We start from the raw sequence: 16,020 nt of genomic DNA on the forward strand, positions 1-16,020 counted from the left end.
AGTGCCGTGACTTGAGGCGAGCGGCGTCCCAACCATCAGCGCCAATGGTGAATCCGCGAGTGCGGATTCACTCGTCGTCGACGAGTCGCTTCCGGTATTGGCCTACCGTCGGCGTCCTTATCGGAGATGAGGGGCCTGTGGTTTAAGTTCCTCCCTCTCCTTGAATATGGCTCCCCGCCGCCCGCCCGCCGACTCCCGATGAGCTTCAGCAGATGCTGATGCTGGACTTTCGATTGACTCTTGGACCTCCGCGGCAGACATTGGGGAGGCAGGGACACATTGATCCGGCGGAGCTGGCGCCGCGGCGCGCAGTTGTCCGTAAGGCGATCGCGGCCAGCGTCGTGCAGTCGATCTCGCAGGCCGCCAACGAGGCCGCCGCCGGTGAACTGGCCGCCTTGCGGGCCGAAGCTAGGCTGCAAGCGAGCGAGGCGCAAGCGCAGCGCGACCAGGCGCGGGCCGCGGTCGTGGTGGCCGAGTAGAAGACAGCCGCTGTACAGGCCGAGCGCGACGCCCGCGCAGCAAGCGCACGTGGCGCTACAAGGCGAACTGGAAGCCGAGCGCCAGGCTCACGCAGCCACGCAGGCGCGCCAGGAGGAGCGCGTACGCCAGGTCGCGATACTCGATCGGCAGTTGCTGGAGCTGCATACCCAATTTTCGGCGGACCTGGAGCGCACCCGCGAGCAGGTGATGGTGGCACCGGAGCGCGCCAGCGCCACCGAGCGCCGCGCGCGGAGCTGGCGGGCATGCAGTCGAGGGCGCAAGACGCCGCCGTGGCCGCCGCGGAGGCGCGGGCGGGTCGCGAACAAGGGCGGATAAGGGCGGATAAGGGCGGGCCTCGCGGGCGAAACGGCATCGAAACTAGCCCCGGATCCAGGCCAAAGGCGGCGTAGCGGGCGATAGGTCAGGAAGAACAGGTAGTTTGGAGCGGTGAGCGTGCCTTATTTTCTCTGTTCTTGAGAAGAAAGATTATCAAGAACAGAGAAAAATGATGCAATGTGTACTAAACAGAAACGTTCGGCGAATTTGTGATGCAAGCGCAACTACTTGTCACGTCTGAAAGTTAGTGGGTTTTGTCTCAGAGTTAGTGGGTTGAATTCTCAAAGTTAGTGGGTAAAAGGAACGGCCGGCGGGGCGCCATGCCAAGGCCGGCAGACGGGCAGGAGGATGCCTCTTGAGCAGTCCGCTCCCATATTTCGGAGGTGCGTGCAGAACTACTGATTGTTCGCTGTTGCTCTCGATTGCTCGCGCAATTCAGCCCAGTATGTTTCGCGAGCAATGCTCGCTGTCGTTGGCCACGGCCATAACCGCGCGAACGTTCTCTGCCAATCCGGTTGCCAGGAGACCTGGCTGCACCGCATGCACGGAAAGGCTGATGGCGATAGGGTCGTATGCGCGAATAAGTTCCAAAGCCGCGCCTCGAGTCCCGACAAGAAATGGGGAATGTCCCCTGTTTGGGCGGACTTGCGTACGACGCTCGATGTGACGAAGCAATTCGTCCTTCCGCTGGAATCTAGCAGACTTGACTGCCTGTCCGGCAAGTTCATAGACGTCGTCAACTCGTTCGCCTGATACTGGGCCGCCGGCGCCTTTGCAATGATAGAGCGATATGGTTAGGCGATTTCCAGGGATCACGTTTCCGACGATAAAGTCAGCGGCCTCGCCTGATCGATGGTCATAGATGATGAAGTCAGCCGCAAGGACACCGGTGAGATGACCTTGAAGAAATCTCTGTACGGTCCATTCGGTCGGGATTGGCGGTATCAAACTCCACATTGATCTCGCAGCCCGTCCAGTCGTGAGGGACCAAGCTTTCAGGGCGGATAGCCGTGCGAGCCAGTCTCCGCTGCAGCGTACCGTAGACGAAGGATCTCCGCAGACGGAGCGGCGATATCCCGGAAAATTCGCTGTCTCCTTGACTAGGGCTGCTCAGATTCGGAATTCCTTTTGCTGAGGTCGAACGCCTGTCTCGCCTTTTCAATGGCCGGGAGATGCGCGATGGCCCATAGGCCGAGTGCTTCCACAGGTGTCCTTAGCGAGTGGCCGAGGGAGGTCAATGCATTCCTCACTTGTCCGGCGCATACTTCGCCGCATCCCGTGATCCCAAGGCGCCGAACGACGCAGCGCTTCTGCGGGATATTGAGTTGGGACGCGCCATCCTGGAAGAATTCCTGGCGGTCGATGTGGTGGTCATTGGTGTCGCATTTTACAATTTCAGTATCGCCAGCCAACTGAAGGCTTGGATCGACCGCATCGCCGTCGCGGGAAAGCCCTTTCGCTATACGGACAGAGGTCCAGAAGGGCTCGTGACCGGCAAGCGCATCATCCTGGCACGTTGCACGTGGCGGGTACTATGGCCCCGGTTCGCGCAACGCGGCACTGGAGCACGCGGAAGCCTATCTCCGGAGCGTATTCTCGTTCGTTGGCGTGTCCCAGCTCGAAGTGGTCGCCGCCGAGGGGGTATCTGCCGGTGCTGAACAAAGGCAAGTCGCTATCGAGCAGGCACAGCGAAAGATAGGCGATCTGCTCCCGACCTGAGTGCAACCAAGTCGTCGGGCCGGGGGGGCAGGGGGGCCAGGGGAAACGGCGAGACACGATGGCAGTTGTCTCGCCATCGTCGTCAGAATAGCTTGATCAAACGGATCTGGGTCATGCTCCCGACCTTTGCATTGCGCGAACTGGTTGTCGCCATGTATTGCAACGTCAACGCAGCGTCAATGCCGGGCACCATCGCGGTATAGAACGCACCGGCATTGAGGGATCGGTAGCGGCTTGGGCCCCAGGGGTTGTTCGAGTCGTCCTGGTATTGTTGAACGAAGACAGTGTGCAGTCCGAGCACGCCAATCCCGGTCTTGTATGCCGCCGCGCCTTCCAATCCGATCCAGTTTCCGCTGCGGAGGTCATTGTCCCGATTCTTCGTATTCAGGCCCAAGGTCACCTTTGCCGCGATGGCGATGTCCGGCGTCGGCAGGTAGGCCACTTGCACCGACGGCCGCAGCGTGTAGAAATTACCGGTGCCTATGTCGGGTGCAGGCGATGCGTTGTAGCGCCCTGTCGGAATGACGAGGGATGCGCCCAGCAATACGCGCAGCTGTTCGGTCGTATAGAGCCAGCCGCCTTGCAACTCCAGGTCGCCGATGCCCGATATGTCGCCACTGGAACTGGCTGCTTCGCCGGCGAGGCTTGACTGATATGTCGCGCCGAACTGGCTGGCGATGGCCTGCTGTGCGGCCGCGGGGACCGCGGGGTTCGCCTGCACGGCTGGCGTTGCGGCAGTAGCCCTGACCGATTGGGACTTGACGCCATACGGCAGAACGCCGCCGAACGCGAAGCGACCGCCGCCATAGTCCGCGTTGGTAATGTAGCCAATGCCGAGGTTGAACAGCTTGAAAGTGCCTGAGGCAGGGATCTGGGCGGTATTGGCGCCATACGTGGGATACGCCGTCACGGGGGTAGGGGATGGAAGTGGAATGGCGCCACCGGGGATCGGCTTCGTCAGTGTGTTGCCATCGTTGCCGGTCACCTTCCTGATGTCGATGTAAGTCGCTGCGACACCAACTGCGAGCCCGGCGGCATCCGGGGGGGTGAACATTTCCCCTCCGATGCTGCCTGCGACGTTGTACCGCACCTGAAAGTCTTCTCCGGCATGTGCGGTCATGCTTGCAAGGCAAGTGATTGCCGCGATGGAAAGGCAATAAGCAGAAGTCTGCAACACAAGGGTCTCCTCCTTGTTATTGAAGCGGCGTAAAAGAAGCCCCGCCCGCAGGCGCCATGAACTGGCGCCAGAAGGTTTGTTGTTTGTTATCTGTCTGCGGGGCGACGGGTGCCTTCAGGCAGCCTTGGGGAGGCGTATGTCGAGGCGTACCTGCGGCGGATCGATCAAATCAAGGGCGCGCTGGAGGATGTGCTCGGCTTGAGAGGCCGGGCCTTCGGCGAGCACGCATCGGTCCGGGCGGACCACCACCATCCAGTCGAGCGGGGCCACGCGGGGCAACACGACCTCGTCCAATGCTTCAAGGCGCCGGCCTTTGGGCGCGAGATGCTGCGCCTGGGCACGTTGGCACCATTGCCACACCTTGCCGCCGGCGAGGGACCAGCGGACCATGAGCTCGGACGAGAGACGCGTCGCGGGGTCAAAGCCAAATCCGATGACTGCACACTCAAGCCCCAGGCAATCGTCGCTAAGTGTCGGGATTCCGCATTCTGCCGGTCGGACCCACCCCTGTGGAAAGCTCGAACCGGCACGCAGCTTCTCGGTGCCGCGCACGCGCAAAAACAGGCCTTTGTCGAACGTGTTTGCGGGCTTCACTTTCAGGTCTTCGAACAGGGCTCGGCCGCGCGGCAACAACCTTATCGCGCTCATGCATCCGTGTATGGCGAGTGCGGCAGCTCTGTTGCGTGGCATGACAAGTGCTCCAAGAAAGCGCGCCAGGTTGATGATCTTCCTTGCGTGAGGCCGGCGTTCCTGATCATAGCTGTCGAGAATCTGCTCGCTCGCCTGACCGCGTAGCACCCACGCCAGCTTCCACCCAAGGTTTGCCACGTCTCGCAGGCCGGCCACCAATCCTTGCCCGGCAAAAGGAGGCGTAATGTGAGCGGCATCACCGGCCAGGAAACATCGGCCTTTCGAGAACGATTTGGCTTCACGTGCGTGAAACCGATACACGGCGGTGCGTTCTATCTGGATCTTGTCTACATCGCACCACGGCGCGAGCAGCTTGCGCACCGATTCAGGCCGCTCCATTTCCGCAGCGCTTTCGCCCGGCTTCAACATGAACTCCCAGCGCTGGCGGCCTCCTGGGGCGACCATATGCGGCGTTGGCCGTGCCGGGTCGCAGACGAACTCGCAATGGTCAATGGGATTCGGCACGCCAAGCGCGTCGACAATCAGCCAGTCCTGCTGGAATGTGCGGCCCTCGAAATCAAGCCCCAGCTCACGCCGGACCAGTGAACCTGCGCCATCGATGCCCACCATGTACTTGGCCCTGATCTGCTGGTCGGAGGCGCCAGCTGATTTCACGACGGCATGCACACAATGACCGTCATCGACGAAGGACTGGAGTTCAGTCCCGAGGCGAACGTCGACGGTGGGGTGCGCTGACAGCTTCTTGCGCAGCACGGCCTCCAGCTCTGGCTGGTAGAACGTGACGAGCGTCGGATGGCCGTCGACAATTCTCGCGCTGTTGATGCGCGCAAAGCGGCCGAACAGTGGCGAGCGGTATTGCACCTTCGGAATCGCCACCGTGGCGAATTCTCCCTCCGCTACGCCCACGAGCTGCAGAATGCGCAGGGCCTCGTTGTCCAGCGCGATTGCGCGCGGTTTGGCAAAAATCTCCGTGGCGCGGTCGATGGCCAGGACGCGGATCCCGTAGCGGCCAAGCAGGTTGGCCAGCGCTGCCCCCACCGGCCCCAGTCCAACAAGCAGGACATCCGTATCGAGCATGTTCCCCTGCGGGGTCTTCGTGGTGTCCGTCATCATTGCTCCTGCCATGCGGGAATCACGGGATAGCGGGCTACCAGTGCTATCGCCGCCTCACGTGACGCGACCGGACCGGAGATATCGGCTATGGCACCGCGCTCGGGGCAGAGGCGGGCCTTGACGCGGGTGTCGGACATACCATGCTCGGCAAGCGCCGCCTGGATGACGTGCTCGATGGTGAGCAGCCGCAGGTCCGGCTTGGAGACCTTGCCGACGGCGGTAAGGGGCAGTGCTGGCATGATTTCGATGCGCACTGGCACCGCCGCACGCTCAGGAATCCTCTCCCGCGCGTATGCCATCAATGCTTCGGTGCAAGCTTGTGCGCCTGGCCTGAGTACCGCGAAGGCTACCGGCAATTCACCCGCATGGGTGTCAGGCTGTCCGACCGCAGCGACCATGGCGACTTCGGGGTGTGCGGCGATCGTATCCTCGATCATCGACGGATCGATGTTGTGGCCGCCACGGATAATCAGGTCTTTCGCGCGGCCGCACAGCGTTAGAGATCCATCCGCGTCAAAGCGGCCCAGGTCGCCCGTGTTGAACCATCCGCCCTCGATCCAGATGCCACGGTTGTCGGCTTCCCTTAGGTAGCCGGGAAACACATTGGGGCCGCGTATGCCGATCACGCCGGTCGTACCGGCTTCGGCAAGCTCGGCGGGCCTGCCGTCTGCATGTAGCTTGAACAGCTTCAATTCCTGATACGGAATGCGGATGCCAACCGTACCCGCCTTGGGCGCGGCTTGTGGCGGGTTGACGGTCGATACGCAACTACCTTCCGTCAGGCCATATCCCTCGTGGATGCGAACACCGGTGAGCTTTTCAAACTCGTGTGCGACCTGACTGGGTAGCGGCGCGGCACCACAGAGGACGTCGCGCAAGGTCGGGATACCGTCCGCAGGCAGCGGCCTGGAAAGCAGTGCCGTCAGGATGGTTGGCACGGCGGAAAACGTGGTGGCCCCAAATCGGTTGGCGATCTCCCAGAAGGCGTCCAGCAGTCCCGGCGTCCGATACCCGCCTGCTGTCAGCATGACGATTTCCGAACCGCTGTAAAGCGCACCGAGTCCGGTCACCATGGCGCCATTCACGTGGAAAAGGGGCAACCCCGCCAGCATCACGTTATGCCGGTCGTCAATCCTTTGAAGGATCCATGCCATCACGGCTTCGTTCAGGTGACTGTGCACGGCCACCTTGGGATACCCGGTGGTGCCACCCGTATGAAAATAGGCGCACGGCTCGGTGGGCGTGAATCGCCGCCCGCTGATCAGCCGCGTACTGTCGGATTCGGCCAGCGCGTCATGGAAGTCAAGCACCTGCACGCCGGGGCGGGTCGGCATCTTGCCGCACGGGATGTGACCGCCGGATCCGGTACGCCGCCCCATCGCGGCCGTCGGGTCGACCTGCAGGATCGTCTCGACCCGAGGCAGCCTGTCCGCGACTTCCACGGCTTTTTCCCAGATACCCCCTTCCGTGGTGGGCCCCAGGGCGATGACAACCTTGGCTCCCGTCTCTTCGCAGATCCGGGCAATGTAGCTGGACTCCAGCATCGGGTTGATCGGGCTGGCAATGCCGGCAGCCTCGGCGCCCCATAGTGCCAGGTGGCTCTCGATCAAGTTCGGTAACAGGATGGCAACCGGCACGCCCGACCTCACGCCGAGGCGGTGGAGTGCATTAGCGGCGCGATGGATGCCTTCCAGCAATTCTGCATAACGGGCGTCGCGCGTCGGCGCGGAGGCGCTGCCATCCAGTAGTAGCCGCAGGGCCACGCGTTCCGGCCAGCGCTCGCAGGCGGTCCGTAGTACATCGTAAGTGTTTGTGGCGCGGATTACGTACTGCCAGGGCATCCGTTCGATCTGTTCCACGTCCTCCAGTCGCCTGACGACCTCTGGCATGGCGCTGATTGCAAGGCTACTCATAAGACTTCACTCTCATTCCAAATACTGCGATGGGATGTGCCACATGTTTCGTCGCCAACTGGCGTAGTCGTCATGCTGGGGCGATAACGGTGGTCTGCTCGCCCAGGTCGATGGTGCCGTCATCCGTGCGAATCGAGGCCCGGATGCTATCGCCGGGCCGAAGGTAGGCGGGATTCGTCATGCCGCGGCGCACAAACATGCGCCATTTGCCGGCGTCGCTGAGAAAGTGTTTCGCCAAGAACATGGCGAGCTTTCCCGGCGCGCGCGCCGCGCAACCGGCAGGCGTACCGGTGGCGATCAGGTCGCCTGTGTGAACGTCGTGCATGGATGCCAGTTCCGTCAAGGTTGAAGCCGGCGCGTGGATCATATCGGCGCAGTAGGCGTCCTGCCGGGGCTGTCCGTTGACATCCAGGCGCATCCGCAATTCCGGCCAACGTTGCCACTCTTCCGGTGTCAGCAATATGAGCCCAGGGCCAACAGGCCCGAAGCCGCGATAGCTCTTTCCCTTGTAGAACTGACCCTGCGGCAATTGCACGTCACGCGCAGACAGGTCATTGACGATGGTCACGCCGCCAAGCCAATCACCGAGAGCGTCGGGGCTGACCTTCACGCCAGGTTGCAAATCCCGGCGCAGCACCAGCCCGAGCTCGATCTCGTAGTCGAGCAGCTTGACGTGGGCTGGGGAGGCAACCGGAGCATCCGCGGCCGTGATGCATGAGGATGCCTTCGTGAAGATGGTGTTGAAGGGAAAATTCTCGACACGCAGACCGGATTCCATGACGTGGCTGCGGTAGTTGATGCCTTGGCAGAGGAATTGCTGGTTCTGCGTGACGGGTGCGAGAAGCTGGACGGCCTCGCGCGGAATCGTTGCCTGCGCCGCTGGCACTTGCCAGATGCTTTGCCAGTGTTTGGCAAGCAACTCGCCTGTGGTCGCGGCGTTGGCCTGCAACGGCGCGATGCGTGCGCCAAAGAGAATGCCCCATCGCGGGCCATCCGTATGGATATAGCGAATTACGGTACGAGACATGATGCTTCCTAGGGAATTGCTTAGTTCTAAAGCCAGGGTCTGGCGGGTGCACCCAGCGCCGTTTCGATCAGCTTGAGCCGCGCCGGCGCTATCGCCTTGCGCCGTACCAGCCTCAGCACCTTCAGCACATTGCGCAAAGTCTTTCTTGGCTTCATGGAAGCCGGTGCGTCGGCGCCCCAGGCCCAGATGCCGCCGAAATCAAGCGGCGAGTAAGCGGTTTCGAAATCCGCGGTGAACAGGTCACCATCGGTGTAGTGCTCCAGTTCGAAGCCGTCCGGATCGCGCCAGTAGTCGAACAACTGGCTTCCCAGCAAATGCCGCCCGATGCCCCACATATGCGAATGGCCTTGCGCACGCAGCACCTGTTGACCTTGCCCGAGCGCATCGAGATCGATGACTTCGTACGCGCTGTGCTCGTATTTCTCTTCGATGCCACCCACCAGTACGAGGGTGTGGTGGTCGGCTGGCGCCTGGCCAAGGTCGAGCCGGCAGAAGGCCAGGTTGGGACTGCCATCCGCGAGGTACTGCACATCGGTCGGAATGACACCCAGTACGGTCATGTACCACGCCGCCATGGCGGCAAAGTCCACGGTTTGAAATACAACATGACCCAGCCGGACAATACTGGCCGGCTCAATCGGGGTGCGAACAGTGCGGTTGACTCGCGGCGCATGTTGCGCCGTGTTGGTCAATGTCATGGGTGGGCGCATGGGCAGCGCTTCGACACGCTGCTGGCCTTGCACGAGCCAGACACTGCGCCCGGAAGGATCGAATAGCTCGACACCGCGCCCGCCTCCGGGAATCTGCTGGTCGGACAACCACGTGGCGCCAAAGCGATCGGAATACCGATGCAAGTCGGTATCGTCGGACATGCGAAAGGCAGGCCCAACGAAGCGGCTCGCCGCCGAACGTTCGGCCACCGCAATGCAGGGGGCCGTCCCGACGCCACGGGCCGTGAGCCGCTCAGGCGAGTCGCTGGCCACATGCATGCCGAAATCGCGCCAGAAGCGTTCAGTCGCCGCCAGGTCTTTCTTTTCCCAGCGAAGGAACGCCAGTTCCACGGCTCTACCGAACGGCTTTGGGCGAGTGAGCCGTTGCACGCCAGGTGGCAGCCGGCTCTCCGGGTAAGACTCCGGCTGGCGGAGCATGACAGTCGATTTGGGCATGAGGTCTCCAACCGCTGAGCGGTCCGTTTGTGATTGTTTTGGATCGACGCCGTGCCCGCAGGTGCTGCCAAGGAGGTGCCACGGCGCTTGCGACGTCGGAATGCGGTGTCAAGCGACGTCTTTCATGGTTTTGATAATAGTCTATTTGTCATGATGACTAATATCTCGTTAACACCTAGATGGTGTGACAAGGTGGGTTGGTTGCAGCGCCCCGCCGTGCGCAAGGTGCGGGGCGTTTCACGTCTAGCCGCCAAGGGATGCACTCCGCTTGCAATATGAGCCGCAGTTTCCCGATACACATTCGCCACTCCCCCCAACTGCCCGGGCGCTGGCACCTTTGTTTCGGTGCGGCCGCTCAGGACCTTGGCTCTGGGCTGCATGCTTTTCCTGAACGCGGGAGAGTCGGGCGCTATCTATCTCACGGCGGCCTATCAGCTGGCATTGGCGCATGCTCTGCCGAGCCTCGCTGCAAGTGATGCACTCACGGCGGGACGGGAGATGGCTGTGCGGAGGGCGACGCCTTGCTACGTCTCCGCGTAAGCCTCCAGGCGGCACTCGACAGGATCAACGATTGTTCGTCCGGCAACCCTCCGGCCGACCTCGCGCCGTTGGCATCCAACGATTGTTCGGGAACTGCGCGGCAGGCCGGCGTGATGCTGATTCAGCCGCTGTCGGACTTGACCGCTGCGATCGCTTGCAGCACGGCAGCCTGACCATCAAGTTTGCCGACAACCAGGCGGTGTGGCGAGTCAGCCTGGTCACGCTCTTGGTCAGGCGATGCCCTTCACAAATCTGGCTATGTCGCTAACGCCTAATCGGTCGATATGCCGGGTTGGTCGCCGCGCCACTCCGCTAAAGGTGGGTAACGGCACACATTTAGCGACTAAGCGACTCCACGCCGACTGCTATATCGGCAGCGGTTGCTGCGAGGATTTCCCGATACGCATTCACCACGCCGTCCATCTGCCCGGGCGCGGGCACCTCTGTTTTGGTGCGGCCGCTCAGAACCTTGCCGTCCGGCAGTCGCCGCACGGTCCAGGTTATGGTCGCCGCTGCCCACTTGCCCACATTGGCGTCGAGGTTTACCACCTCGGTCGTTACCCGAAAGGCCGGCTGCGTCGCCGACAGGCCGTGCTGGTAGACATCCAACGCGTCAAGCGTCGATTGCAGTTGCTGCGACAGTGCATCGCGTAGCTCGTCGGGCAATGGGGACGTCCAGCGCGATGTGTCGAGCAGCTTCACCTCCCCGCTGGTGCCGTCACGCACCACCAGCTGAATGCGGTTCAACCGCTCGGGCACGCGCACCGGCGTGACCTCGATCCATAACGGTTCGCTGCGACGGCTGGCTCGCCCTGTCACGGCCGGCGCGGCGTCGGAGCGATTGGCAGCCAGCGTGTAGTAGCGCGCCTCGGGTGACGCGCAGCCGCACATCATGGTCGTGGCCGCGGCGGCCAGCGTAACAAACAGCGTCATACGTTTCATCATTTCTCTTCCCTCTTGCCTTGCAGCAGTGCTTCGGGATGCCGCTCGAGATAATCGGTCAGCGTGCGCAGCGAGACTGCCGTTTGCGTGAGTTCCTGCATCATCCGACGCGTATCCTGCTGCAGCGATGCGTCGGGCGCGAGCGCGCCATTGGCCGTGGCGAGCGTGCGGCGCACATCCTTGAGCGCGGCGAGCACTTCTGGTGCCACATCGCCATTGACCTGTGCCACGAGCTTGTCCGCGTTGACGAGCATTTTGTTCATAGACACCATCGCCGTGCGCGCGTCCTGCCCGATCTGGTCGAACGGCACTTTACCGATCTTGGTCACAATGTCGCCAAGCTTGGCTTGCAGTTCGTCGAAGGTGCCCGGCGTGGTGGGGAACTCAGGCAGCGACCCGTTCAGGTCCAGATCAGCCGGCAGAGTTGCCTTCGGAAAGAAATCGAGTGCCACATAGAGCTGGCCTGTCAGCAGGTTGCCTGTGCGCAACTGCGCACGCATGCCGCGCTGTACGAGGCTATGCACGATGGCGAGCTTGCGCGCGTCGTCAGCCACGTCTTTCTCGTGCAGACCCATGCGAGACGGATAGAGTTCCACCACCACGGGCATGCGGAAGGCCTTCTTGTCACGCTGGTATTCGATACCGATCGAGCGCACTTGCCCGACGGTCACACCGCGGAAATCGACTGGCGCACCTGGAGACAGGCCGCGCACGGACTGATCGAAGTTGAGCACTGCCAGTGCGGGGGCGAGTTCCTCCGGCTCTTTCATGGCTTCCGATTGGTCCGCCGCTAGCAGGAACTCGGTGTTCTCGGCGGCTGTGGCGTGCGCAGTCGAGTGCTCCGGCGCCTGGAAGGCCAAGCCACCAAGCATCACGGTGACCAGCGACTGCGTGGACAACTTCAGCCCGTTCGCATCGAGCTTGAGGTCGACGCCGCTGGCATGCCAGAAGCGCGTATCGGCGCAGACGAGCTTGTCATAGGGCTTGTTGACGAAGATCCGCAGCGTGATGTCGTGGCCGTTCGGCTCGAGTTGATACGCTACGACATGGCCGACCTGCACGCGACGATAGTAGACCGGTGAGCCGATGTCGAGCGAGCCCAGGTCTTGCGCACGCAGCACGAACTGCCTGCCTGAGGCGTCGGCAGTGACAGTCGGCGGGACTTCGAGCCCGGTGAAGCTACGCGTCGTCTCGCCTGACTTGCCGGCATCCACGCCGATATATGCGCCCGATAGCAGCGTCTCGAGCCCCGACACGCCGCTGGTTGCAAAGCGAGGCCGCACCACCCAGAAGCGTGTGTCGGCCACGGCGAAGGTCTCCGCGTCCTTGGTCAACGCAATCGTCGCGATCACATGCGAACGGTCCGCTGCCAGCCGTGCCGTCTTGACCAATCCGATATCGACGTCCTTGTAGCGCACGGGGGTCTTGCCCGGCGTCAGGCCTTCGGCGGTGCGAAATGTGACGGTGATCTCGGGCCCGCGCGATGCTAGCGTGTTGATCAACAACGAAAGCCCGACTACCGCCGCAACGAGGGGGATCAGCCAGACGAGCGAGGGTAGCCAACGCGCGCGAGGCTTGCGCCCGGGCGGCGGTACACCGTGAGGTGGGGGATGATTAGTGTGTTCAGGCATGATCGGAGTGCGGAAATTCGATGGGGGGAGGCGACGTGTCAAGCGCATCCCACAGCAGACGGGGATCAAAGCTCAGTGACGCGAGCATGGTCAGCACGACAACCGAGGCAAAGGCCAGGGCCCCGCCCCCGGGCGTAATCGTGGCCAGCGCCCCGACCTGCACCAGCGAGGCCAGCAGTGCCACGACGAAGATGTCGAGCATGGACCATCGGCCGATGACCTCGACCAGCGCGTAGAGCCGGGTCTGTTCTCGGATGCGCCAGGTCGATCTGCGGCGCACCGATACCAGCAGCAATGTCAGGATCATCATCTTCAGCAGCGGGACAACAATGCTGGCGATCAGCACCACGAGCGCCAGCATGTGCGAGCCGGACAGCCATAGATAGATCACGCCGGACATGATGGTGTCGCGCTGTGTACCGAGAATTGACTGCGTCACCATCACCGGGAGCAGATTGGCTGGGATATACAGAAGGTAAGCGGCCAACAGGAAAGCCAAGGTGCGCGACGCGCTGGCTGGCTTGCGATGATGTAGTACGGCGCCGCAGCGGGGACACGGTCCGGCCTCGAGCGTCATCGGGCTGAGCCGGTCGCAAGCGTGGCATGACAGCAGTCCGCGCGAAGCAGCGGTAGCGTAAGGCAATTGAGTCGCGGTCATGTTGCGGCGTCCGGCGAGCAGGTTTGTATGTCATCTGCACCGTTCGCATCGAGGTGATGCCACAGGTCGCGCGGATCAAAGGACAGGATGGCGGCAAGTACGACCACGAGGGCACCGAATGACCAGAGCGCGACGCCAGCAAGCACCTGCGCTATGGTCGACAGCTTTACCACCGTCACCAGCACGCCGATCATGAATACCTCGATCATGCCCCACGGCCGCGTCAGGAGAATGCCGCGCACAAGGCGGTCGAATCCGGGGGGCATGCGGTGCTGCGCCATTGGCACGAGCAGGTAGCACATCATGAGTAACTCGGCCAGCGGAAGCAGGATCGTCGTGGCGAACACGAGCATCGCCACCGGCGACATGTCATGCGCGTAGAGTGCTTGCACGGCGCCCCATAGCGTGGTCTCCACGCGCGAGCCCTTGAGTTCCATAGCGACAATCGGGTACGCGTTCGAGATCATGAACAGGATCAGAGCGGTCACAACGAGCGGCAGCAGGCGGCGATAGGCAAGTGAACTGTTGCGATAGAGCGCACCGCCGCAGCGCAGGCAGGTGGCACGTTCGCCCGGTTGCAGTGTCACGCGCATATGGAGTGCGTCGCAATGCTCGCACGCAACCAGCCGGTGCATGTCCTGTGGTGGATCTGGCGGCGGGAGGTGGTTCTGATGCACGACGTGTCCTGGGATGGTTATCGGCCTCGTTGCATGAGGCAAGCAGTGCGTCGAGCGCACCGGAATCTTTCGATATTCCCGCATTCTGCTACAAAATGACTTGCGTGTCATCATGACAATAAGTATCTTATAGGGAATGCAACGGCACTTTTTCTGAAAAACACCTCGAACGGCTGGTCGTCGTGGCACAGACACTGCACAACGCTGCGCACTCGGTGCGCAGCCGAGGACGGCACTGAGCTTGTTCGTATCAAGGAGGGCGGGACGTGGCCTACGCCATGGTGTCGGCGTTGCAGCGGCGTATTGATATAATCATCCAATCACATAAGGTCCTCAAATTGAAGATGCCTGCCGCCCCTGATCTTAAAGACCATCGCCCTCGCGTTGCAGCCGAACGGCGTGCACGGATGCGCATGCGTCTCATTGAAAGCGCGATGATCGTCTTTGCGCAAAGAGGTATCGGAGTCAGCGTGATTCCGGAAGTCATCGCGGCAGCTGGCGTCTCACAAGGTTCCTTCTACAACTACTTCCGTACTAACGACGATCTGCTGGCGGCTGTCAGCGAAGCGCTCAGTCACGACATGGTGCAAATGATCGAGAGCGTGGTCGGCAATATCGAAGACCCGGCGTTGCGTGTTGCAACGGGTATTCGCTTGTATCTGCACCTTGCGCGATCCTATCCCGTGGTGGCGCGGTTTCTTTCCGGCACAGGCTTGACCTTGGTCGGCAAGAAGAGTGCCGTGTACGAGTACCTGCCCTCGGATATCAAGGAAGGCCTGAAGACGGGCACGTTTGACGAGGCCTCGGCCGATGTTGCATTGGACATGGTGGCAGGCGCAGGGGTAATCGCCGTTCACCGTATGGCCCAGGGAAAAACGACCAAGGATTATCCCGAGCGGATTGTGCGGGCGGTGTTGCGGTCGCTCGGCGTGTCTGCATCGAGTGCCACAAAGTTGACCTCTGCGCCTTTGCCAAAGCTGGTCGTTTCGCCTGAGTCACTGCTCGAAAAGGCACAGGAGAAGCTCGCCGAAATGGCCGAGCCCTCCGACCCGCGCGCGTAGCCAACACTACGGTGCTTCGCCGCTCGCTTGGGCGAGCAAGCCATCGAACAGCACCTCACTCGCATCCAGCGGCGACTTGGATATCGCATCAGCCACCGCTTCTTCCACGCCTAAGGCGCGCAATGCCACGGCGGCGGCGAGCTCCGAGAAATCTTCGCGACATTCGGTTTCAAGCATGCGGTGCATTGCGCTCATTGCCGCGCCGGCAACGATATTGAACCCCAGGGCGATCGGCATGCGCTTGAAGCGCTTGCGTCGAACACCTTCCTCTATGTCCCTGCGGACAAACTCCAGCATATTGGGTGCCTGGTAGCCAGCCCAGCCCAGCCGGCCCAGGATTGCAGCCACACCCGGCTGGCGTATCGTAAGTATCGATGCAAGCCGTATTCCCCTGGCGATGTGCTCGGCCGGGTCGTCATGGCTGCGCACAATGGGGTCGGCGGCCCGCTCCCATTGTTCAGCAACCTTCCCGACAAGCTCCCGCACGATCGCGTCAGACGACGGAAAGTACTTGTAGAACGTGCCACGTGACACCCGTGCGGCCGAAATGATGTCGTCGATGGAAGGCGTCTCGGCGCTGTTCTCTACCATCAAGCGCATCGCACTGTTCAGCAATAGCGAGCGCATACGCTGCCGCCGCTTTGCCGCAACTCGCTGACGGTGGTCGCGAGTCTCCGACCGTTCTGTTTCAGCTGCCAATCTCTTCTGTATCGGGGTCATTGATCTGTTTTTTCCTTATGGTCAATGAGTCGACATAGCCGCGCGCGCAGCACTTCCTGCGCCTTCGGTCTATGCCCGTCACGTCACTCCGCGTCCAGTGCTTGTCTCTGCGCGTCCACTTGCTTGTGGTCGCCACGCACCTTCCTCGTCTGATGTGGAATCCGGTACGTCATAGTCGTCCCGTTCCACTCATAAAATAAATTGTACGT

General features: G+C 61.8%; 12 protein-coding genes and 2 pseudogenes. 4 read left to right on the top strand and 10 right to left on the bottom strand.

Annotated elements, in window-relative coordinates; translation table 11 throughout:
- Positions 1–212 precede the first annotated feature (212 nt).
- The 3 genes and pseudogenes from AC07XB_RS33450 to AC07XB_RS33460 form a co-directional block, all read left to right on the top strand.
- Positions 213–479, top strand: a complete 267-nt coding sequence (locus AC07XB_RS33450; RefSeq protein ID WP_492831791.1) for a hypothetical protein — start codon at positions 213–215, stop codon at positions 477–479.
- 1,557 nt (positions 480–2,036) lie between these two features.
- Positions 2,037–2,270, top strand: a pseudogene (locus AC07XB_RS33455) (NAD(P)H-dependent oxidoreductase); the annotation flags it as partial.
- Positions 2,271–2,343: 73 nt separating this feature from the next.
- Positions 2,344–2,535, top strand: a pseudogene (locus tag AC07XB_RS33460) (NAD(P)H-dependent oxidoreductase); the annotation flags it as partial.
- Positions 2,536–2,617: 82 nt separating this feature from the next.
- Here AC07XB_RS33460 and AC07XB_RS33465 read toward each other — a convergent pair.
- The 9 genes from AC07XB_RS33465 to AC07XB_RS33505 all read right to left on the bottom strand — a co-directional run bounded on the left by AC07XB_RS33465 (position 2,618) and on the right by AC07XB_RS33505 (position 13,988).
- Complete coding sequence (locus AC07XB_RS33465) at positions 2,618–3,712, bottom strand: transporter (RefSeq protein ID WP_492831789.1); 1,095 nt, start codon at positions 3,710–3,712, stop codon at positions 2,618–2,620.
- A gap of 114 nt (positions 3,713–3,826) precedes the next feature.
- Entirely contained in the window at positions 3,827–5,476 is a 1,650-nt protein-coding gene (locus tag AC07XB_RS33470; RefSeq protein ID WP_492374891.1) for a bifunctional 3-(3-hydroxy-phenyl)propionate/3-hydroxycinnamic acid hydroxylase, read from the bottom strand.
- On the bottom strand, positions 5,473–7,335 hold the full coding sequence (locus AC07XB_RS33475; RefSeq protein ID WP_492831787.1) for an acyl-CoA synthetase: 1,863 nt from the start codon (positions 7,333–7,335) through the stop codon (positions 5,473–5,475). The genes AC07XB_RS33470 and AC07XB_RS33475 overlap by 4 nt, the downstream gene beginning before the upstream one ends.
- A 124-nt stretch (positions 7,336–7,459) precedes the next feature.
- A complete protein-coding gene (locus AC07XB_RS33480; protein WP_416051824.1) occupies positions 7,460–8,338 on the bottom strand; it encodes a fumarylacetoacetate hydrolase family protein in 879 nt (292 codons plus the stop codon).
- 104 nt (positions 8,339–8,442) lie between these two features.
- Positions 8,443–9,582, bottom strand: a complete 1,140-nt coding sequence (locus AC07XB_RS33485) for a VOC family protein (RefSeq protein WP_492831785.1) — start codon at positions 9,580–9,582, stop codon at positions 8,443–8,445.
- Between the two features lie 876 nt (positions 9,583–10,458).
- The gene (locus AC07XB_RS33490) at positions 10,459–11,067 is read right to left on the bottom strand and encodes a PqiC family protein (RefSeq protein ID WP_492831783.1); all 609 of its coding nucleotides are present in this window, start codon (positions 11,065–11,067) and stop codon (positions 10,459–10,461) included.
- On the bottom strand, positions 11,064–12,695 hold the full coding sequence (locus AC07XB_RS33495; protein WP_492831781.1) for a PqiB family protein: 1,632 nt from the start codon (positions 12,693–12,695) through the stop codon (positions 11,064–11,066). Before AC07XB_RS33495 ends, AC07XB_RS33490 begins: the two co-directional genes overlap by 4 nt.
- Positions 12,688–13,353, bottom strand: a complete 666-nt coding sequence (locus AC07XB_RS33500; RefSeq protein WP_492831779.1) for a paraquat-inducible protein A — start codon at positions 13,351–13,353, stop codon at positions 12,688–12,690. Before AC07XB_RS33500 ends, AC07XB_RS33495 begins: the two co-directional genes overlap by 8 nt.
- Entirely contained in the window at positions 13,350–13,988 is a 639-nt protein-coding gene (locus tag AC07XB_RS33505) for a paraquat-inducible protein A (RefSeq protein ID WP_492374925.1), read from the bottom strand. The genes AC07XB_RS33500 and AC07XB_RS33505 overlap by 4 nt, the downstream gene beginning before the upstream one ends.
- A 308-nt stretch (positions 13,989–14,296) precedes the next feature.
- Here AC07XB_RS33505 and AC07XB_RS33510 point away from each other — a divergent pair, with 308 nt between their 5' ends.
- The gene (locus tag AC07XB_RS33510; RefSeq protein ID WP_492814338.1) at positions 14,297–15,091 is read left to right on the top strand and encodes a TetR/AcrR family transcriptional regulator; all 795 of its coding nucleotides are present in this window, start codon (positions 14,297–14,299) and stop codon (positions 15,089–15,091) included.
- Between the two features lie 6 nt (positions 15,092–15,097).
- Here AC07XB_RS33510 and AC07XB_RS33515 read toward each other — a convergent pair whose 3' ends face one another.
- Complete coding sequence (locus AC07XB_RS33515; RefSeq protein ID WP_492831777.1) at positions 15,098–15,811, bottom strand: TetR/AcrR family transcriptional regulator; 714 nt, start codon at positions 15,809–15,811, stop codon at positions 15,098–15,100.
- Positions 15,812–16,020: the final 209 nt, after the last annotated feature.

The sequence above is a fragment of the Cupriavidus sp. GW821-FHT02F09 genome (assembly GCF_059421605.1).

Bases quoted from the DNA above. Each gene is read 5' to 3' on its own strand.
- AC07XB_RS33515 (WP_492831777.1), bottom strand. From the start codon at position 15,811: ATGACCCCGATACAGAAGAGATTGGCAGCTGAAACAGAACGGTCGGAG.
- AC07XB_RS33500 (WP_492831779.1), bottom strand. From the start codon at position 13,353: ATGACCGCGACTCAATTGCCTTACGCTACCGCTGCTTCGCGCGGACTG.
- AC07XB_RS33490 (WP_492831783.1), bottom strand. From the start codon at position 11,067: ATGATGAAACGTATGACGCTGTTTGTTACGCTGGCCGCCGCGGCCACG.
- AC07XB_RS33505 (WP_492374925.1), bottom strand. From the start codon at position 13,988: ATGCACCGGCTGGTTGCGTGCGAGCATTGCGACGCACTCCATATGCGC.
- AC07XB_RS33450 (WP_492831791.1), top strand. From the start codon at position 213: ATGCTGATGCTGGACTTTCGATTGACTCTTGGACCTCCGCGGCAGACA.
- AC07XB_RS33470 (WP_492374891.1), bottom strand. From the start codon at position 5,476: ATGATGACGGACACCACGAAGACCCCGCAGGGGAACATGCTCGATACG.
- AC07XB_RS33485 (WP_492831785.1), bottom strand. From the start codon at position 9,582: ATGCCCAAATCGACTGTCATGCTCCGCCAGCCGGAGTCTTACCCGGAG.
- AC07XB_RS33495 (WP_492831781.1), bottom strand. From the start codon at position 12,695: ATGCCTGAACACACTAATCATCCCCCACCTCACGGTGTACCGCCGCCC.